The sequence below is a fragment of the Microtetraspora niveoalba genome (assembly GCF_001570405.1).
In the GTDB taxonomy this organism is placed as follows: Bacteria; Actinomycetota; Actinomycetes; order Streptosporangiales; family Streptosporangiaceae; genus Microtetraspora; species Microtetraspora niveoalba.
Window position 1 is genome coordinate 1 of sequence record NZ_BBYM01000011.1, and the last position, 18,956, is coordinate 18,956.

Below are 18,956 nucleotides of genomic sequence, written 5' to 3' on the forward strand. Positions count from 1 at the left end.
GGTCTGACCGGCGCGTGCGACGTCCTCCACGGTCGAGGCGGGGGCGTCCACCAGGTTGAGGAGGATCGGCTCCGCCAGCGCGGTCTCGGCGTCGTCCAGATGACGGGCGGCGGAGGTGATCGCCGTCGCGTACCCGTAGGAGAGGCTGCCCTCGGCGAGCCGGGCGGCCACCTGCGGCAGACGCGACAACTGCCGCGACAGAGTGACGCGCTCCCCGGCCCGCGCGGAGCGGGTACCGGTCGCCGCCGCCAGCCATGACCCGATCGAACGCCGTCCGAACAGTTGGTGGCCTTTGCCGGCCTCGGCTATCCGCAGCCGCGCTGCCAGTGCTGCTTCGGCGAGATCGATCACCCGGGCCAGCGCGACGATCTCCGCCATCGCCACCTCAACATCGACCTCGGTCTCGGCCTCGCCCGGAGAGCCTCCCGACACAGCCCCCGGCGCGCCCCCTGACCCAGCAGCGGCTATCCCCTCGACGCAGGCGAGCAGGTCTCGGACGGCAGGCCCGGCCAACGCCGGGTCGGGCCAGTCACCCGCCCGGGCATCCACATCCCTACCGTCACCATCAGACGCAGCCTCCCGGCTCGCACCGGTCTGAGCGTCTCGGTCGCCGCCGGACTGAGCCACCCCGGGCTGAGTCTTCTGACCCTCACCCGCCTGACCCCGACCCCGATCCCGCCCGTGATCATCACGCCAGCCCTCAACACGGTCCCGCCGTCCGCCGCCGCAGCGCTCGCTGTCCTGCTGCCCATCAACCCGCTGCCCCCGGTCCCCGCCCCGTCGCCCGCCGTCCCACTGGCCACGGTCCCGGCCGCCGCGCCCGGCAGGGGCAACCGCCGATCGCTGGTCGGAGGCAGGGCGACGCCCCTGCCAGATGCCATCCCAGGCCGAAAGACCACCATCGTCATCTTGCGGACACCGGCGCTCGTCCCGGCGCTCGTCCCGGCCGTCGGTTCCCGCCCCCGCCCCCGTCCCCGGATCGGCCGTCCCGCCATCGAGCACTGCGGCACCGGCTCCCCGCTCTGGAGCACCGGACCCAACGGCATCCAGCCCCGAGAAACCGAGCGCGGCGGTAACGGGGCCCGTCGGTGCTGACGGCCACACTCCACGAGACGGCCCCCGGCCTTCTACAGGCTCAGCGACGCCCATCAGCCGCCGCGCCCAGGACAACGCATCATCCCGCTCGCCACCATCAGACCTGGCAGTGCCATCCGAGGCCGAATCGAACAAGGACCAACCCTGTGACGGCACACCGCCGCCCTGCCTACCGCTCTGCCTCCCATCCGGCCGGGCCACGGTGGATTGCATGGGCTCGAAACGGCCGACATCCGGAGAAGCAGTCTCAGCGGGAGTGCGGGCGGGCCGAGCCGGAACAGGCGTGCCGGCGCGGGCACGGATGCGGGCGCGATCGAGCAGTACAGCACCGTAGGAGTCACCAGCGAAGCGACCAGATCCAGTGAACGGCGCATGCCTCCAGGGGCCACGCCGTCGCGGGGACGCGGCGGGCACATCGGACGAACCAGTTGAAGACGCGCCCTCCAGTCGGTGTGACAGCAGCACGCCGCCCGAAATCATCATCCGGATGCGCCTCCTTCCCTGCTCCGACAACTCCACCCTGCGCAAATATATCGCTCACATGTTCTATTCACAACTCACAGTAGTCACTTGTGTACTGTTTGTTGCAATTGTGCTCGCAATTCCGTTCGGGGTCGGTTCACAAGCGGTGCGGCGACGGCAAACGGCAGCGCGGTAACGGGCAACGCTGGCGCGGTTCGAAACGCAGCATGGGCAAGCGGGGTATTGAGAAAGGACGTCACCGCCAACGCCGCGCCCGGTGCGGCGTTGGCGTAAACGTTCAGCAGGTTGCGTCCACGGAAGTGGTGTAAGAGTTTCCGCTGGTAGAGGCGTGGCGTCCTGGGAGCGCCGCCGCGGACACATCCGCCGACACCTTGGATGAAGCAGCGGGCACGCCCTGAAGCCCGGCACTATCAGCCGCAGTGCTCGGAGACTGCCTCCGGCACCCAATCGTCCTGAGGGGCGGCAGATCGGGCCCAATGTCCGGCGCCCCTCCCCTGCCAGGGCGTACGCGGTTATCTCAAGGGCCTGTTCCGCGGAGACTCTCTGAAAGACCGACTGCTGCCGGATGCCGACCTCGTGGCCGCACGGATTCCCAGCCGACTACGAGGCGGCCACCTTCAGGGGTGACTGGTCCGAGCGGTACGCGCGGAACGCGGGCACGGACAGGCCCACGACGAGGACGACGACAGCGCAGACCAGGCCGCCTCCCACCCAGGCGGGCACCAGGCCGAACGTCGCGGCCGTCGCTCCCGCGCGCATGTCGCCCAGCCTCGGGCCGCCGGCCACCACGACGTAGAAGACGCCCTGGAGGCGGCCGCGCATCTCGTCGGGCGCGTACGTCTGGAGGATCGTCTGCCGCCACACCGCCGAGACGAGGTCGGCGAAACCGCCCGCGGCGAGCAGCGCGACGGCCAGCCACAGTTGCTGGGCCAGCCCGGCGGCGGCCACCGTGACGCCCCACACCGCGATCACGAAGGTCAGGGCCACGCCCTGCCTGCGGACCCGGCCAACCCAGCCGGAGAACACGCCGCCGACGACCGCGCCGATCGCCACGCTCGCGGACAACCAGCCGAACGCCATCTCCGAGCCCTCGAACCGTACGGCGGTGAGCTCGGGATAGAGGGCGCGTGGCAGCGCGAAGGCCATGGCGATGATGTCCACGACGAACGACATCAGCACGATCGGGCTGCCCATGATGTAACGGAGCCCGTCGACCACCGCACGCACACCGGGCGCGGTGGACTCCCCGAGCGGTTCGAGCCGCGGCAGCCGTATGGCCGCGTAGAGGCTGGCACTGAACAGGAGCGCGTCGATGAGGTACGCCATGGCGTAACCGCCTCCGGCGAGCACGACGCCGCCGAGCAACGGTCCGAGCACCGAGGCGAGGCTGCCGAGCGTGTAGTTCAGCGTGTTGGCCGACGGCACCAGGTCGGCCGGGACCAGCCTCGGGATGATCGCGACCCGTGTGGGTGAAGCCACGGCGACCCCGGTCGCCTGGACGGCGACGGCCGCCATCAGCAGCCAGATGTTCGACAGGAGCATCGCATTGAGGAGCAGCGCCAGTGTCGCCCCCCACGTCACCAGCGAGCAGACGAGCACGAGCTTGCGGCGGTCCACGGCGTCGGCGATCGCGCCGCCCCACAGACCGAAGACGACCAGCGGCACCAGCGCGACCGGGCCGAGGAGTCCCACCCACAGCGACGACTTGGTGAGCGCGTAGACCTGGGCACTGACCGCCACCGCGGTGAGCTGGAAGCCGATGAGCGAGAGCCCCTGGCCGATCAGCAGACGGCGAAAGGACGCTGTCGCGAGTGGCCGGGTGTCCATCAGATGCCGACGTATGAACCCTTGGACGCCCACCTCTTGATCGCTCACGGACAATTACCATCCCACGCCGTGAAGATTTCCGGCGCTGGAGGGTGGCATTACGGACACCGTTCCGAGGCGCAAACCGCGCCTCTCCTTCAGGGCGCACACCGCCAGATCGGTCCACGCCGTACTTGGATCGACGAGCTGCCGCCCACCCGGCGGAACGGCTACTGGCGGCGCGGGACGACGTCATGAACGGGTGCCCCGAAGCCGTCCGAGCGTCCGATTCCGGGGAACGGGCGGGCCACGGCGCGATGGCCCCGCCGGGGAGCGGTCCCGGCGGGGCCTCGGGCTCTTCGGCGGCTACTCGAGCCGCGCCGGGCAGCCGAGCCGCTCCCCGATGCCGCCGAGTGTTCTCCGAAGAACGTGATGTAGTCGGCGTCCTCGGCGAACTGTTCGGCGTGCGCGCCGGCGTCCCCGGCGTTCCAGACGTCCACCATGCGGGGGACCGGGAGCCGGGCCTCTCAGTCCACGTCTGGGATGTCGAGCATGTCCTGGTCGAAGGTGTCCTCGTCGATGTCGCCGTCCTCGACCCGGCGCAGCCGGATGTCCTCGGCCCAGGCGTACGCGAACCGCCGTACGGCGTCGGCGCCGTCGTCGTCCAGTCCGCACGCCGCGAACGCCTCGTCGGCGAGCAGATCGACGGTCTCCAGCCGCCGGAGCAGGTCGTCCAGCCGCCAGTCGTCGGTGTGGAGGGCTCCCAGCCGCTCCATTTCACGGAAGGGGTGCAGCTCGGAGACCGCGACGAGGGCGGCGAAGTCCCCCGGCAGGCCCCTGTCGTGCAGCGCCCGCACCTGGAGCCCCACCGCGTCGTCGAGTCCGACCGCCGGGCACGGGTCGAGCATCGCGGGCCGGTCACGCAACGCCTCCCGCCTGAGCCCGACCTCGCACCTCTGGCCGCCGATCTCATCGGTGACCACCAGCCGCCCCATGCGCCCGTCGATCTCGGCCACCTCGGCGGCGAGACCGTGCCGCCCGAGCTCGGCGATCACCCCGTCGGCCACCTCCGCGAGCGGGGTCTCCCCGGCGGTCACGAAGTCGATGGCCGTGTCCGCGCCGACGCCCGCGCCCCTGCCCAGGTCAGTGCCCACGCCCGTGCCCACGCCTGTGCCCGGGTCCGTGCCCATGCCGGCGCGCCGATCGCCGCCGGGATCCGCGTGCCGGTCGGAGTCGAGGTCAGTGTCCGCGCCCGCGGCGGCGTCCACACCGGCGCCCGCTCCCGTTCCGGAGCACGTGCGCAGGCGCTGATCGGCGGCCACACCCTGGACGCCCTCGGGCGAGCCGGGTCGGCGCGCGAAACCGTGCGCGCTCAGCGCGTACGGGCCGGCCAGGAGCAGGCCGAAACGCGCGCGGGCGGCATGGAGGTCCTCGATCAGGCGGAGGTGAAACGGCGGCGGCTCCACTGTCCAACGCCCTCCTTGTCGGCGGTCATCGTGTTCACACTATTGCGGCGAGCCCTGCACCCGGCCGCACCGGCGTTCCTGCCGCTTACGGTCCCCCGCGTGCCCCGGCTCGGCCTCTTGCTCTCCCCCGCGTCTCCCGGCTCGGCCTCTTGCTCTCCCCCGCGTGTCCCGGCTCGAACCTTCCGGCCGCCGGTCTCCCCTGTCCCCCTGCCTCGGCCTTCCCCCCGGATATGCCGCGGCTCTTCCGGTCCGCTGACTCACGGCCCCGGCCTCAGCCCCGGCGGTCGGAGCGCCGGGACGCGGCCGGGAGATCGCGGCGGCGGGCCTGACGGTACGGCGTGGGCAGGTCGTGGCGGCCGGAGACGAACTCCTGGACGGCGATCTTCATCCGGATGGCCGGTCTCCGCCATCGCTCCTCCCGGTGTACGGCGCGGGCCATGCGCCTGGGCTTGGGCCGCCTGGCCCCTTCGCCGTAGAACCAGCGGGCCCACGGCGACCCGGGCCTGGCCAGCCGCACCGCGCCGACGTAGACGATCGGCGGGAGGAAGAGCCCGAGCAGGCCGCTCCAGATCTTGCCCTTGAGCAGTGTGATCACGGCGAAGAGGAGGTTGACGACGAGGAAGCCCGCCGCGAGCCACCTGCCCTCGGGGGTGTCGTCCGACCCGCCCCACCCCAGCGGGCGCAGCCCGAGCAGCAGCAGGCCCGTCGCGGCGACCGCCACGAAGACCGCGTCCACCGACGTGCGGCCCTCCTGCGACCAGTAGACGTCCCTGACGTGCAGGATCAGGGCGAACTCGTCCAGTACGAGGGCGGAGCCGACCCCGAAGACCGCCGCGGTGAAGGCGTACCACCCGGTGGAGATGCCCGAGACGATGAGGCCGGAGACGCCGCCGAGCAGCATGAGCACCACGCCGAAGACGACGTGGTGGATGTGCATCTCGCCGACGCTGACGTTCCCGAACCACCATCGCACCCGCGACCTGATCAGCCGCACATTGATCCGGGTGAACACGAACGCCACGATCAGCGCCACGAAGAAGCAGAACAGCGGCAGCCGGTGGGTCTCCACCACGCGCTCGTGAAACCAGTCAGCCATCTCGTAATGTCCCCAGGCGATGTTCCCGCTCCTTACGCAATCTTCGCCCCACCCGTCCCTGGGGCCGTCCCACAGCAGCGTCCTCCGGCAGTGTCGTCCGCGCAGCAGGACCCGCCGCTCCGTGAACGCTCCGGCCCCCCGGATTCCCAGCCGCCGCCCCTCGTGAGCGCCCGTACCCCGCGACGGCGCGGGCCCCGGTCAGGAGAGGAAACCGCGCAGCAGCGCCGCCGTACCCTCCAGGTGCTCGGCGACGGCCCGGCGCGCCGCCTCCGGGTCGCGGGCGAGGATCGCGTCCACGATGGCGGCGTGCTGGACGGAGGCGTGCTCGATGTTGGGCAGCAGCACCGGGATCGCGTTGAGCAGGTCGGTCACCCGCAACCGGGCGTCCGCGCAGGCGGCGGTGAGCAGCGACGAGCCGGTCAGCTCGGCGATCGACAGGTGGAACGCCGTGTCGAGCCGTCGATATTCGGAGGGGGCGGCCTCGTTCACGTCCGCCAGCCTGCGGGTGAGCGTCCCGCGCTGCGCAGGGGTCAGCTCGGCGCTCGCCAGGACCTCGGCGGCGCCGCATTCGACCGCCATCCGGAAGGTCAGCGCGTCCTCCAGGTCGCCCTGCCCCATCGCCTTGACCGCCCGGCGCAGGTCGCCGGTGCCGGGGCTCGGTGGCTCGTAGACGACGAACGCGCCGCCGTACCGGCCGCGCCGTACGTCGAGGAAGGAGGCGTCCTGCAACGCGCGGATCGCCTCCCGCAGGGTCACCCTGCTGATGCCGAGCTGGGCGGCGAGCTCGCGCTCCGGCGGCAGCTTCTCTCCGTGGGCGACGACTCCGAGCTTGATCGCCTGGAGCAGCCGCTCGACGGTCTCCTCGAAGGCGTTGCCCGACCTGACCGGGCGGAGCAGCGGGAGCATCGGGGGCGCGTCCACGGCGACTCCTTCCCTCGCACCTTTCCTTACGGCTTTCCCGCGGCTCGTCCCCGCGGCCCGTTCTCGTTCCCGCCCGCCGGGACGCGGTCTTCTCCGGTCTCCCGTCCGGCGCGCCGAGGGCGTCCCCCACGCGCCGCAAACGGGTACGCCGGGGCTCCTCCGGGGAACACCTCTGATCGTCCCCCGTCCCATCCTCACAGGGCGTTTCGGCCCGAGATTAGCCCACGACGATGGTTGACGCGGGGGCGGGCCGGATGCTTGCATCCATCCATTGGTCTGTTTCCAGACTTTTAACGCCCCGAGGAGGCGGTGTGCTGACCGTCGAGCAGCTTCGCGTGGACATCGAGGCGGGCCGGGTTGACACCGTCCTGCTGGGGATCACCGACATGCAGGGCCGGTTGCAGGGCAAGCGCCTGTCCGCCAGATATTTCCTCGACGAGGTGCTCGAACACGCCGCCGAGGGCTGCAACTACCTGCTCGCCGTGGACGTGGACATGAACACGGTGGACGGCTACGCCATGTCCTCCTGGGACCGGGGCTACGGCGACTTCGTGATGAGGCCCGACCTCGCGACCCTGCGGCGGGTGCCGTGGCAGGAGGGCACCGCCCTGCTCCTGGCCGACCTGGTCTGGGAGGACGGCTCCGACGTGGCGCCGTCCCCCCGGCAGGTCCTGCGCCAGCAGATCGACCGGCTCTCCGCGTACGGCTGGACCGCCTTCGTGGGCACCGAGCTGGAGTTCTGCGTCTACGACGACACGTACGAGGAGGCGTGGCGGCGCGGCTACCGCGACCTGTCCCCCGCCAACGTCTACAACGTGGACTACTCGCTGCTCGGCACGGCGCGCATCGAGCCGCTCCTGCGGAAGATCCGGCTCGGCATGGAGGGCGCCGGGCTGTACGTCGAGTCGGCGAAGGGCGAGTGCAACCTCGGCCAGCACGAGATCGCCTTCCGGTTCGCCGACGCGCTGACGACCTGCGACAACCACGTCTTCTACAAGAACGGCGCCAAGGAGATCGCCGCCCAGGAGGGCAGGTCGATCACCTTCATGGCCAAGCCGAACCAGCGCGAGGGGAACTCCTGCCACGTGCACATCTCGCTGCGCGACGCCGACGGGACGCCGGTGATGGCCGGGCGGGAGCCGTACGGGTTGTCGAAGGTGGGCGAGCACTTCATCGCGGGCCAGCTCGCCGCGCTGCGCGAGCTGACCCTCTTCTACGCGCCGAACATCAACTCCTACAAGCGGTTCGTCCCGGGCAGCTTCGCCCCGACGGCCGTGAAGTGGGGCGTCGACAACCGCACCTGCTCGCTGCGCCTGGTCGGGCACGGCCCCTCGCTCCGCATCGAGAACCGGGTGCCGGGCGGGGACGTCAACCCCTATCTCGCGGTGGCCGCGCTGATCGCCGCCGGGCTGCGCGGCATCGAGCACGAGCTGCCCCTCGACGAGCCGTACGGCGGCAACGCGTACACGTCGGGGGCCGAGTCGGTGCCGGGCACGCTGCGCGACGCGCTCGCGATGTGGGAGGGCTCGGCACTCGCCGAGGAGGCGTTCGGAAAGGACGTCGTGGACCACTACGCCAACAACGCCCGGGTCGAGATCGCCGCGTTCGACGCGGCGGTGACGGACTGGGAGCTCTTCCGGGGGTTCGAGAGACTGTGAAGATCATCAATCCGGCGACCGAGGCCGTACTCGCCGAGGTCGAGATGGCCGACGCGGCCGAGGTGGACCGCGCGGTGGAGCGTGCCAGGACCGCGTTCCGGTCCTGGCGGGCGACCGCGCCGGGCGACCGGGCCCGGCTGTTGCGGCGGTTCGCCCGGGTGGTGGACGAGCACGCCGACGAGCTGGCCCGGCTGGAGATCGCGAACGCCGGGCACACGATCGGCAACGCCCGCTGGGAGGCGGGGAACGTGCGCGACGTGCTCGACTTCTACGCGGGGGCGCCCGAGCGCCACCACGGCGCGCAGATCCCGGTCCCCGGCGGCGTGGACGTCACCTTCCACGAGCCGCTGGGCGTGGTGGGGGTGATCGTGCCGTGGAACTTCCCCATGGTGATCATGATGTGGGGTGTCGCTCCGGCGCTGGCCGCCGGGAACGCGGTGATCGTGAAACCCGCCGAGTGGACCCCGCTCACCGCGCTGCGCCTGGCCGAGCTGGCCCTGGAGGCCGGCCTGCCCGAGGGGGTGCTCCAGGTCCTCCCCGGGGCGGGCGAGGTCGCGGGCGCCCGGCTGGTCGAGCACCCGGACGTGCCCAAGATCGTGTTCACCGGCTCGACCGAGGTCGGCCGGCGGATCGCCGCCACCGCCGCCGCCCGGGTGAAGCGGGTGACGCTGGAGCTCGGCGGCAAGAGCGCCAACATCGTCTTCGCCGACGCCGACCTGGACCGGGCCGTCGCCTCCGCGCCGATGGCCGTCTTCGACAACTCCGGGCAGGACTGCTGCGCCCGCTCCCGGCTGCTCGTGCAGCGCGAGATCTACGACGACTTCCTGGAGCGGCTCGCGGCGGCCGTGCGCGAGGTCCGCGTCGGCGACCCGCTCGACCCCGCCACCCAGATGGGGCCGCTGGTCAGCGCCGAGCATCTCGCCCGGGTCGCGTCGTTCGCCGGTCCCGGGCTCACGCCGTACGCGCGGGGCGCCCGCCCGGAGGGGCCCGGCTTCTGGTTCGCGCCGACGGTCCTCGCCGCCCCGCCCGGGTTCGACCCCCTGTCCGGGGACGGCGATCCGGCGTTCCGGCGGGCCTACGAGGAGGAGATCTTCGGGCCGGTCGTGACGGTGGTCCCGTTCGACGGCGAGGAGCGCGCGGTGCGCCTGGCCAATGCCACGCCGTACGGGCTGAGCGGGTCGATCTGGACGTCCGACGTGGGCCGGGCGCTGCGCGTGGCCCGCGCGGTCGAGGCCGGGAACCTGTCGGTCAACTCGCATTCGAGCGTGCGCTACTGGACGCCGTTCGGCGGGTTCAAGCAGTCGGGCCTGGGCCGGGAGCTGGGCCCGGACGCCCTCGCCGCCTTCACCGAGACCAAGAACGTCTTCATCGCAACGGAGTAGACCTATGCAACGTTTGCAGGATCGTGTGGCCGTCATCACGGGGGCGGGCAGCGGCATCGGGCTCGCCACCGCCCGGCGGTTCGCGCAGGAGGGCGCGAAGGTGGTCGCGGTGGACCTCGACGAGGTGGCGGGCGCCAAGGCGGCCGACGAGGTCGGCGGCCTGTTCGTCCAGGCGGACGTCTCGGTCGAGGACGACGTCGTACGGATGTTCCGGACGGCGCACGACACCTTCGGCAGCGTGGACATCGCGTTCAACAACGCCGGCATCTCACCGCCGGAGGACGACTCGATCCTCACGACCGGCGTCGACGCGTGGCGCAGGGTGCAGGAGGTCAACCTGACCTCGGTGTACTACTGCTGCAAGCACGTGATCCCGTACATGCGGCGCCAGGGCAAGGGGTCGATCATCAACACGGCGTCGTTCGTGGCGGTGATGGGGTCGGCCACCTCGCAGATCTCGTACACGGCGTCCAAGGGCGGCGTTCTGGCGATGACGCGGGAGCTGGGCGTGCAGTTCGCCCGCGAGGGCATCCGGGTGAACGCCCTCTGCCCGGGGCCGGTGGACACCCCGCTGCTGCAGGAGTTGTTCGCCAAGGACCCCGAGCGGGCGCAGCGCCGTCTCGTGCACATCCCGATCGGCCGTTTCGCGCGGGCGGAGGAGATGGCGGCGGCGGTCGCGTTCCTCGCCTCCGACGACGCCTCGTTCATCACGGCGTCGGAGTTCCTGGTCGACGGCGGCATCTCCAGCGCGTACGTCACACCGCTGTAGCCGGGGAGCACCGCATCGCCAGGGAGCACTGCCTTGCCGCGTGGCGGGGTATTCCGGGGTGGCGGCGTCCGGGACCGCGCATCGTCCGTCGCCGGAACGCGGTGCGGTGAACATCGGAGCCCGCGCGTTCCGGCGGCGGGCGCATCGGGGGAGTCACGAGGAAAGGCGGCGGCATGGCCCGTCCGGTCATCGGGATCACGTGTTACGTCGAACCGGCGAAGTTCACCGTCTGGGAGATGACGGCGGCGCTGCTGCCGTACATGTACGTCGAGCGGGTGGCGGCGGCGGGCGGGCAGCCGGTCGTCCTGCCCCCGGCCGGGGACCCGTCCGCCCTGGCCGGGCGGCTCGACGGGCTGGTCCTCGCCGGGGGCGGCGACGTGGACCCGGCCCGGTACGGCTCCCCGCCCCACCACAAGACCGGCTACATCCGGAAATTTCGTGATGAGGCGGAGTTCCGGGTGCTGCGAGGCGCCCTCGACACCGGACTGCCGTTCCTCGGCGTCTGCCGCGGGATGCAGGTGCTGAACGTGGCCAGGGGCGGGACCCTCCACCAGCACCTTCCCGACGTCGTCGGCCACCTCGGCCACTCCCCCGCGCCCGGCGCCTTCGGCCGGCTCCCGGTGCGGCTCTCGCCCGCCCTGGCCAAGGTGTACGAGGCCGAGGAGGTGACGCCCGCGCACTACCACCACCAGGCCGTCGACCGGCTCGGCGACGGTCTGGCGGTCACCGCCGAGGCGGACGACGGCACGATCGAGGCGGTCGAGCTGGAGGGCCACCCCTTCGGCCACGCCGTGCAGTGGCATCCGGAGGCCGACGAGCACGCGCCCCTCTTCGACGCCCTGGTCCGGGCCGCCGCCCGCCACGCCGCGCACTAGGCACGCGCGCCCCACGGCACGCGGCGGCGAGAGCCGAACGCGGCGCACGGCGGCGATCCCGTCGCCCGCCGCGCGCCACGCGCCGCCCGCTCCCGGCAGCCGTTCTCGACAGCCGTTCTCGACAGCCGTTCTCGCCGGCCGTTCTCGCCGGCCGTTCTCGCCGGCCGTTCTCGTCAGCCGGAGGCCGCCTCGCGGCCGCCTCTGCCGAAGTACGCGTCCCGGAGGACGCCGAGGTCGTCCACCTCGTCCGCGCTCGCGGAGACGACCACCCGGCCCATGTCGATGACGGCCACCTGGTCGGCCACCCGCACCGACGCCTCGACCGCCTGCTCGACCAGCAGGATGCCGAGCCCGGTCTCCTTGAGCTGCCCGATCCGCTCCATGACCTCGGACACGATCGCCGGGGCGAGCCCGCCCGACGGCTCGTCCAGGAGCAGCAGCTTGGGCCGGGCCATCAGGGCCTGCCCGATCGCGAGCATCTGCTGCTGCCCGCCGGACATGCTGCCCGCGAGCAGCCCGCGCTTCTCCCCGAGCACCGGGAACAGCTCGTAGATCCGCTGGATCTCCTCGCGCAGCGCCGCCCTTCTCATCTTGAGCGTGTAGCCGCCCAGCAGCAGGTTCTGCTCGACCGTCTGCCGGTGGAAGACCCGCTTCCCCTCCTGGACGTACGCCATGCCGAGCCGCACGCGCTGGTGCGGCGCCAGGCGGGTGACGTCCCGGCCGTCGAGCTCCACGGTGCCGGCGACGGCCTTGTTGAGGCCGGAGACGGCCCGCAGCGTGGTCGTCTTGCCCGCGCCGTTGCGTCCGAGCAGGACGGTGAGCCGTCCCGGCCGCACGTCGAGGGAGACGTCCCACACGACCCGCAGGTCGCCGTAGCCGGTCCCCAGGTTCCGCACCCGGAGCAGCGGCGTCCCGTTCTCCTCGCTCATCATGCGCTCTCCCCAGTGCCCGTGATCTCCCCGCCGCCGGTGAGCTCGGCGACCTTCGCCCGCCCCTCGGCCGACTCGCCGTCGATGCCGAGGTACTCGCTGAGCACCCGGGGGTTCCTCTCGATGACCTCGGGCGGCCCGGTGGCGATCACCGAGCCGTGGGCCAGCACGACGATCTCGTCCGCGAGGTCGAGGACGAGGCGGAAGTTGTGCTCGACCAGGACGATCGTGCCGCCCGCCTCCCTGATCCGCCGGACGAGCCCGGCGAGCCGTTCGACCTCGTCCTCGTCCAGGCCGGACGCGACCTCGTCCAGGAGCAGCACCCCGGGACGCGCGGCCAGCGCCCGCGCCACCTCGAGAAGCCGCCGCATCCCGAGAGGGAGGGACGTGGCCTCCGCGTCGCGCAGGTCGGACATGCCGACGAGCGCGAGCGCCCGCTCGGCCTCGACCAGGTCGTCCGTACGGACCCGGCGGAAGCCGGGCAGCCGCAGGATCGCGGAGAACACCGAGGCGCGGTGGCCGCTGTACCGGCCGGACGAGACCGCTTCCAGCACCGTCACGCCCTCGGGGATGTTCGGCGTCTGGAAGGTGCGGGCGACCCCGGCCCTGGCCACCCGGTGCGGGGGAAGGCCCTGCAGCGCGGTGTCGCCGATCGTGATCGTGCCGGAGTCGGTCCGGTAGAAGCCGCACACCATGTTCAGCAGCGTGGTCTTGCCCGAGCCGTTGGGGCCGATCAGGGCGGTGACCTTCCCCGGGCGCGCCGCGAGCGAGACGCCCTTGAGCGCCTGGTTCCCGCCGAACGTCTTGGAGACGCCGTCGATCGCGAGCGTCGCGCCCGCGATGTCCGGCACGTCGGCGGAGACGTTCCGCGCCGCCGTCGTCACCCCGGCCGCCCGGTCGAGCCGGCTCACCAGGCGTCGGCACAGACCGGCCAGCCCGCCCTTCAGCAGCACGCCGCCGGCGATCAGGAAGACGCCGGTGAACACCAGCGCGTACTCCTGGAACTCGCTGGCCTGGTTCGGCCCGAACTGCATGATCGCCGCGCCGAGCAGCGCGCCGTACACGCTGGCGGAGCCGCCGAGGATCGAGGCCGCCAGCACGGTGACCGCGGTGACGAACCCGAAGGCCTCGGGCGAGACGTACAGGTCGAGGTTGACGAACAGCGCCCCGGCCAGGCCCGCCGGCACCGCCCCCACCGCGTACGCGAGGAGCTTCATGCGGAACACCGAGATGCCCATGGAGGAGGCGAGCACGGGGCTCTTCTTGAGCACCCGGAAGGCGACGCCGTGCCGGGAGACGATCAGGTTGCGCATGATCGCGAACCAGGCGAGCGTGACGCCCGCCACGACCCAGTAGTACGCGTCGCCGGCGAGGTCGGCGCCGAGGAGGGTGGGCGGCATGACGCCGCTCAGCCCGTTGCGCCCGCCCGTCCACTCGGCGAAGACCGCGAGGATGTCCGGGACGAGGAGCACGAGGAAGAACGACGTCATCGCCAGCGACCAGCCGCCCAGCCGCAGCCCGGGAATGCCGGAGACGAGCCCCACCACCAGCGCGACCGCGGCCGCGAGCACGAACTGCAGCAGGATGTCGGTGTGCCCGGCCTTGGACAGCAGCCCCGCCGTGTACGCGCCGGCGGCGTACATCGCGGCCTGCCCGAGCGCGAGCTCGCCCGCGTACCCGTGACTCAGGTTCAGGCCGCTCACGAGGAGGGCCAGGATGCACGCGAGCTGGATCTGCCTGCCGGTGGAGAAGTCCAGGCCCAGCACGGGCAGCAGCAGTACGACGACCCCGGCGCACAGCGGGACGATCCACGACGGGATCGAGCGCAGGCTTCGCCACAGCGTCACGGTCAGACCGTCCTCTCCTGGGTCCGCACGAACAGGCCGGACGGACGGGCCATCAGGATCACGACGAGCACCGCGAACACCGAGATGTTGGCGTACTCGCTGCCGAGGTAGCGCGCGGCGAGCGCCTCGACGAGGCCGACGATGACGCCGCCGACCAGGGTGCCCGGGATGGACCCGAACCCGCCGATGGCCACGACCACGAAGCCCTTGAGCGCGAGCGAGGCGCCGAGCGTGGCCACCGCGAACGTCTTCGGCCCCACGAACAGCCCGAGGAGCCCGGCCAGCGCGCCGGTGAAGGCGAACGCGCCGAAGGCGAGCCGCCGCACGTTCACGCCGCGCAACATCGCCGCCTCCCGGTCCTCGGCCATCCCGAGGAGCGCCAGGCCGAGGAGCGTACGCCGCGCGAGCAGGGACAGCGCCACCACGATGACGACCGTCAGCAGGATGAGCGCGATCTCCACCGGGTAGACCTGGCCGCCGAAAAGGCTCATCACGTCGTCGGAGCCGAAGAAGGGCACCGTCAGCGGTTGCGGCCCCCAGATGAGCTGCGTCACGCCGTCGAGGAGCATCGACGCGCCGAGCGTGGTGACCAGCACGGCCTCCGGCTCCTTGACGGGGCGGATGGCGACGCGCTCCTCGATGGCCGCCACCAGGAAGACCGCGGCGACCGCCATCAACGCCACCACGAAAACGGGCAGCCGGAGGGTGACCAGCCCTGTGTACGCGACGAACGTGCCGACCATCATCAACTGCGCCTGGGCGAAGTTGAACGTCTTCGACGAGATGAAGACGATGTTGTAGCCGATCGCGACGAGCGCGTACACCGCGCCGAGGGCCAGACCTCCCCAGATCAGTGTCATGGGAACCTCTTTTACGTATCTCGCCTTCGGTGAATTGCCGTCGGCCTACTTCTGGTACTGGCCGTTCTTGATGGTGGACGGCGCGATGAAGACGAACGCGTTCTCGTCCACGTTCGGCGAGTGCGACTGGGCGGTGAAGTTGTAGCGGGGCAGCATCGCCGTCACGGCCTTCTCGTGGACCGCCGGGTCCTCGAGCGCCTGGGCGAGCGCCTTCGCGTCGACCGCCCCGGCCTTCTGCGCCGCCGCGGCCACGAGCGGGAGCGCGTCGTAGTTGTAGGCCATGACGAGCGTCGCCGGGATCGCGTCGATCGCCGCCATCGTGTCCACCGCCTCCTTCACCCGCGTGTTCGCGGGGTCGTAGACGGTGCTGCCGTACGCCTCCATCACGAGGTTCTTGACCTGGTCGGTGCCGAGGACGCCGTTCGGCGGGGGCGAGGAGATCAGGCCGGTCGTGGCGACCGAGATGTCCGCGACGACCGGGACGTCCCACTGGAGCTTCTGGAGGCTCTTCAGCAGGTAGCCGACCGGGCTGCCGTAGGCGTTCATCATGAGCGCGTCGGGCTTCTTGGCCTGCAGCGACTGGAGCTGCGGCGTCATGTCCAGGGCGGCGACGTCGTACTCCTCGGTGCCGACCACACTGATCCCGGCGCCGGTCAGCGCCTTCTCGATCTCCTTGCCGAACGTCACGCCGAACGCGCTGCTGCCGTGGATGATGCCGACGGTCTTGTAGCCCTTCTCCTTGACGTGGGCGACGAAGCCCTTCGCGTAGTCGGCGGCCGACGGCGACAGGTCGAAGTTCAGCGGGAACGCCGACGGGTTGAACGAGTCCTCGGTGGGGCCGATGTTCATGGACAGGATGTTGTTCTGCTTCAGGATCGGCAGGGTGGCCGCGGCGACGGTCGAGGGGCCGGAGTTGAGCACCAGGTCGGGCTTGCCGTCCTTGGCGAGCGCCTCGCGCAGCTTGGTGACCGCGACCGTGGGCTTGCCCCCGTCGTCGACGACGGTGACCTCGACCTTCTTGCCGAGGACGCCGCCGTTCTTGTTGACGCTCTCGGCGCCGGCCTTCGCCGCGACGATGGAGGTCTTGGCGTTGTCGGCGAGGACGCCCTCGGCGCTCACGCCGCCCAGGACCAGGACGCGGTAGGAGGAACCTCCCTCCTCCCCGCCCGAGGAGCCGGACGAGCCGGACGATCCCGACGATCCGCATCCGGCGAGCGTCAGCGCCGTGCCCGCCACGACCGCCGCCACCAGGGAAAGACGACCCTTCATTCCACAGCCTCCGGAGAACCCAGAAAACGATCGACCGTGCTCAGAGGCGGGGTGCGGGCAGCCGTCCGCACGGCACCGCCGAGCCACGCGATCGATGATCATTCGATCAAACGTTTGTTAGACTAGTGGTCCCGAAGGCCGGTTGCCTATAGGCCGGTCGCATCCGGGCGGTGGGGCCGCCCGTTGACGGGCCGCCGGCGAGTCCCTAATGTGACCAAACGCTTGTTTGTATTCGTACGGTCGACGGGATGGCTCACGGGTGAGGGACTTCGAAGGCAGGCCGGGAGTGGCCCTGGTCACCGGCGGGTCGGGCGGCATCGGCGCCGCCGTCTGCCGCCACCTCGCGCGGCGCGGCTCGGCGGTCGCGTTCACGTACCGGTCGAACAAGGAGGCCGCGGACACGCTGGTCGCCGAGCTGTCGCGGCTCGCGCCCCCCGGCGGAAGCCCGGCGCCCGCCACTGCGGAGCCGGTGCCCGCCGTGACCGCCGAGCGCCTGGAGGTGACCGACGCCGACGCCGTCGGCGCGTACGTCGAGTCGCTCGTCTCGCGGTTCGGCGCGATCCACACCCTCGTCCACGCCGCGGGCCCGCACGTCCCGATGATCCATCTCTCCAAGATCAGCCCGGCGGTGCTCGCCGAGCAGCTCAACGCCGACGTCACCGGCTTCTTCACCGTCGTCCAGCGCGCGCTGCCCGCCCTGCGCGCCTCCCGCGGATCGGTCGTCGCCGTCACCACCGCCGCGACCCGCCGCTATCCCGTACGCGACGGTCTGTCGGCCGGGCCGAAGGGCGCGGTGGAGGCGCTGGCGCGCGGCCTGGCCGCCGAGGAGGGGCGCTTCGGCGTCAGGGTGAACTGCGTCGGCCCCGGCATGCTCACCGACGGCATGTCCGCCCGCCTCCAGGCCTCGGGCGACCTGGACCAGCGGGCGCTCGACGCCGCCATGGCCAACATCCCGCTCCGGAGCTTCGGCTCCGCGGACGACATCGCGGAGGCGGTCTGCTTCCTCGCCTCCGACCGGGCCCGGTTCATCACGGGTCAGAAGCTGGACGTCGACGGCGGCTACGGCGTATGACCCCTTCGCCCCGACAGGACACAGGAGTGACCATGCCGACGATCCATTTCGGGTTCACCGCCGGAGACGTCGTCCTCGTCACCGGAGCCGGCAGCGGCATCGGCCGGGCCACCGCCCTGCGCGCCGCCGAGCTCGGCCTGCGCGTCGCCGCCTGGGACCTCGACGGGGACGCCGCGGCCGCCACGGTCGCGCGCGTGGGCGAGGCCGGCGGCACGGCGCTCGCCGTGCGGGCCGACGTGTCGGCGGCGGCGGACATCGCGGCGGGCTTCGCCGAGACCCGGTCCCGGCTGGGCGCCGTCCGCTACCTGGTCAACAACGCCGGCCCCGCGTCGTCCGGCGAGTACGAGTTCGACGAGGCGGTGCGGATCTCACTGGGCAGCGTGCGCCGGATGACCGGCACCTGGCTCTCCGGCGGGGTCCCCGAGGGCGCCGCCCTGGTCAACGTCGCCTCGGTCGCCGGCAACATCGTCGGCACCGCCTCGGACTGGTACTGCGCGGTCAAGGCCGGGATCGCCGGATACACCCGCCATCTGGCGGCGTACCGCAGCCAGGAGGTACGCGCCAACGCCGTGGCCCCCGGGATGGTGGACACGCCGCGGCTGGCGGGCTTCGCCCAGAGCGACATCGGACAGCGCACGCTGCAGCGGATCCCGCTGGGCAGGATGGCCGAGCCCGACGACATCGCGTACGCCATCCTGTTCCTGCTCTCGCCCCTCGCCTCCTACGTCAACGGCACCGTCCTCCCCATCGACGGCGGCTGGACCGTCACCCAGTGACCGGGCCCGCCGTCGCGGCCTGAACGGTCACTCCCGGGCGGTCAGGCCGGCCAGGTAGTCGTCCAGGAGCTCGACCTGCCGCCGCGGCGGGAACGCCGCCGGGTCGAACAGGGCCTGGACCACCAGGCCGAGGATGAAGGCCTGGGCGCCGGCCGCGATGCGCGCGGGGTCGCCAGGGGGCAGTTCGCCGAGCTCCTGGGCCGCGGCCACCCGCTCGCTCAGCCTGTCGCGGCTTTGCGCGTACTTGCCGGCGTAGTCGGCGCTCAGGGCGGGGCCGGAGAGTGCGGCGTCCCAGGAGGAGACCCAGATCCGGTTGCTGTCGGCGGCGTCGGGGGTCAGCGGCAGGATGTCCAGCAGCGCGTCCCTGAGGGCGGCCAGACCTTCGCCCGTGTGGCGGCGGGGGCGGGAGACGGTGCGCTGTTCGAGCAGGTCGAGGGCGTACGCCACCAAGGCCTGTTTGGTGGGGAAGTAGTGCGTGAGCAGGCCGGTGGTCGCGCCGAGTTCGGCGGCGACGGCGCGCAGGGTCAGGCCGGCGAAGCCGCGTGTGGCCATGACCTGCCAGACCGCTTCGGAGACATCGCGTCGGCGGGCCTCGTGATCTCCCTTGGTGCGTGGCACACTGCCACGGTACATTGCCGTAACGCTTGTTATG

Annotated in this window: 17 protein-coding genes; 7 read left to right on the plus strand and 10 right to left on the minus strand. The window is 71.8% G+C overall.

From position 1 onward, the window contains the following. Nucleotides 1–378: DUF222 domain-containing protein (locus tag AWQ70_RS11305; protein WP_157530007.1), on the minus strand; the 378-nt coding region annotated here is incomplete at its 3' end. A 303-nt stretch (nucleotides 379–681) separates the two neighbouring features. Between AWQ70_RS11305 and AWQ70_RS38755 the strand changes: the two genes are divergently transcribed. Beyond that, complete coding sequence (locus AWQ70_RS38755) at nucleotides 682–1,095, plus strand: hypothetical protein (protein WP_157530008.1); 414 nt, start codon at nucleotides 682–684, stop codon at nucleotides 1,093–1,095. Between the two features lie 1,083 nt (nucleotides 1,096–2,178). On the opposite strand, the gene AWQ70_RS11315 is transcribed toward AWQ70_RS38755, so the two are convergent. The 4 genes from AWQ70_RS11315 to AWQ70_RS11330 all read right to left on the minus strand — a co-directional run bounded on the left by AWQ70_RS11315 (nucleotide 2,179) and on the right by AWQ70_RS11330 (nucleotide 6,852). Then, nucleotides 2,179–3,405: an MFS transporter gene (locus AWQ70_RS11315; RefSeq protein WP_067174044.1), complete on the minus strand. Its 1,227-nt coding sequence runs from the start codon at nucleotides 3,403–3,405 to the stop codon at nucleotides 2,179–2,181. Between the two features lie 506 nt (nucleotides 3,406–3,911). Next, nucleotides 3,912–4,850, minus strand: a complete 939-nt coding sequence (locus AWQ70_RS11320) for a hypothetical protein (protein WP_067174047.1) — start codon at nucleotides 4,848–4,850, stop codon at nucleotides 3,912–3,914. Nucleotides 4,851–5,121: 271 nt separating this feature from the next. Continuing rightward, on the minus strand, nucleotides 5,122–5,946 hold the full coding sequence (locus AWQ70_RS11325; RefSeq protein ID WP_157530009.1) for a hypothetical protein: 825 nt from the start codon (nucleotides 5,944–5,946) through the stop codon (nucleotides 5,122–5,124). Nucleotides 5,947–6,144: 198 nt separating this feature from the next. After that, nucleotides 6,145–6,852, minus strand: coding sequence for a FadR/GntR family transcriptional regulator (locus tag AWQ70_RS11330; protein ID WP_067174444.1), 708 nt, complete (start codon nucleotides 6,850–6,852; stop codon nucleotides 6,145–6,147). Between the two features lie 269 nt (nucleotides 6,853–7,121). On the opposite strand from AWQ70_RS11330, the gene AWQ70_RS11335 reads away from it, so the two are divergent. From AWQ70_RS11335 to AWQ70_RS11350, 4 genes are all read left to right on the plus strand, one after another. Continuing rightward, nucleotides 7,122–8,525 carry a glutamine synthetase family protein gene (locus tag AWQ70_RS11335; RefSeq protein ID WP_067174050.1) on the plus strand — a complete coding sequence of 468 codons (1,404 nt, stop codon included), beginning with the start codon at nucleotides 7,122–7,124 and terminating at the stop codon, nucleotides 8,523–8,525. Nucleotides 8,526–8,569: 44 nt separating this feature from the next. Next, complete coding sequence (locus AWQ70_RS11340; protein ID WP_067174448.1) at nucleotides 8,570–9,907, plus strand: aldehyde dehydrogenase family protein; 1,338 nt, start codon at nucleotides 8,570–8,572, stop codon at nucleotides 9,905–9,907. Nucleotides 9,908–9,911: 4 nt separating this feature from the next. Then, nucleotides 9,912–10,676 carry a 3-oxoacyl-ACP reductase gene (locus tag AWQ70_RS11345; RefSeq protein ID WP_067174054.1) on the plus strand — a complete coding sequence of 255 codons (765 nt, stop codon included), beginning with the start codon at nucleotides 9,912–9,914 and terminating at the stop codon, nucleotides 10,674–10,676. 173 nt (nucleotides 10,677–10,849) lie between these two features. Next, a complete protein-coding gene (locus tag AWQ70_RS11350; RefSeq protein WP_067174057.1) occupies nucleotides 10,850–11,551 on the plus strand; it encodes a gamma-glutamyl-gamma-aminobutyrate hydrolase family protein in 702 nt (233 codons plus the stop codon). A gap of 173 nt (nucleotides 11,552–11,724) precedes the next feature. Here AWQ70_RS11350 and AWQ70_RS11355 read toward each other — a convergent pair whose 3' ends face one another. Genes AWQ70_RS11355 through AWQ70_RS11370 form a run of 4 tightly spaced genes read right to left on the minus strand, consistent with a single transcriptional unit; the run spans nucleotide 11,725 to nucleotide 16,456 of the window. Continuing rightward, the gene (locus AWQ70_RS11355) at nucleotides 11,725–12,483 is read right to left on the minus strand and encodes an ABC transporter ATP-binding protein (RefSeq protein ID WP_218004496.1); all 759 of its coding nucleotides are present in this window, start codon (nucleotides 12,481–12,483) and stop codon (nucleotides 11,725–11,727) included. Further along, complete coding sequence (locus AWQ70_RS11360; RefSeq protein ID WP_084516837.1) at nucleotides 12,480–14,327, minus strand: branched-chain amino acid ABC transporter ATP-binding protein/permease; 1,848 nt, start codon at nucleotides 14,325–14,327, stop codon at nucleotides 12,480–12,482. The genes AWQ70_RS11355 and AWQ70_RS11360 overlap by 4 nt, the downstream gene beginning before the upstream one ends. Before the next feature lie 2 nt (nucleotides 14,328–14,329). Continuing rightward, a complete protein-coding gene (locus AWQ70_RS11365; protein ID WP_067174060.1) occupies nucleotides 14,330–15,187 on the minus strand; it encodes a branched-chain amino acid ABC transporter permease in 858 nt (285 codons plus the stop codon). Nucleotides 15,188–15,232: 45 nt separating this feature from the next. Beyond that, nucleotides 15,233–16,456, minus strand: a complete 1,224-nt coding sequence (locus tag AWQ70_RS11370) for an ABC transporter substrate-binding protein (protein ID WP_067174063.1) — start codon at nucleotides 16,454–16,456, stop codon at nucleotides 15,233–15,235. A gap of 259 nt (nucleotides 16,457–16,715) precedes the next feature. On the opposite strand from AWQ70_RS11370, the gene AWQ70_RS11375 reads away from it, so the two are divergent. Both AWQ70_RS11375 and AWQ70_RS11380 read left to right on the plus strand, forming a co-directional pair. Further along, the gene (locus AWQ70_RS11375) at nucleotides 16,716–17,528 is read left to right on the plus strand and encodes an SDR family NAD(P)-dependent oxidoreductase (protein ID WP_067174066.1); all 813 of its coding nucleotides are present in this window, start codon (nucleotides 16,716–16,718) and stop codon (nucleotides 17,526–17,528) included. Between the two features lie 32 nt (nucleotides 17,529–17,560). After that, on the plus strand, nucleotides 17,561–18,304 hold the full coding sequence (locus tag AWQ70_RS11380) for an SDR family NAD(P)-dependent oxidoreductase (RefSeq protein WP_067174455.1): 744 nt from the start codon (nucleotides 17,561–17,563) through the stop codon (nucleotides 18,302–18,304). Nucleotides 18,305–18,331: 27 nt separating this feature from the next. On the opposite strand, the gene AWQ70_RS11385 is transcribed toward AWQ70_RS11380, so the two are convergent. Then, a complete protein-coding gene (locus tag AWQ70_RS11385; protein WP_218004497.1) occupies nucleotides 18,332–18,922 on the minus strand; it encodes a TetR/AcrR family transcriptional regulator in 591 nt (196 codons plus the stop codon). Nucleotides 18,923–18,956: the final 34 nt, after the last annotated feature.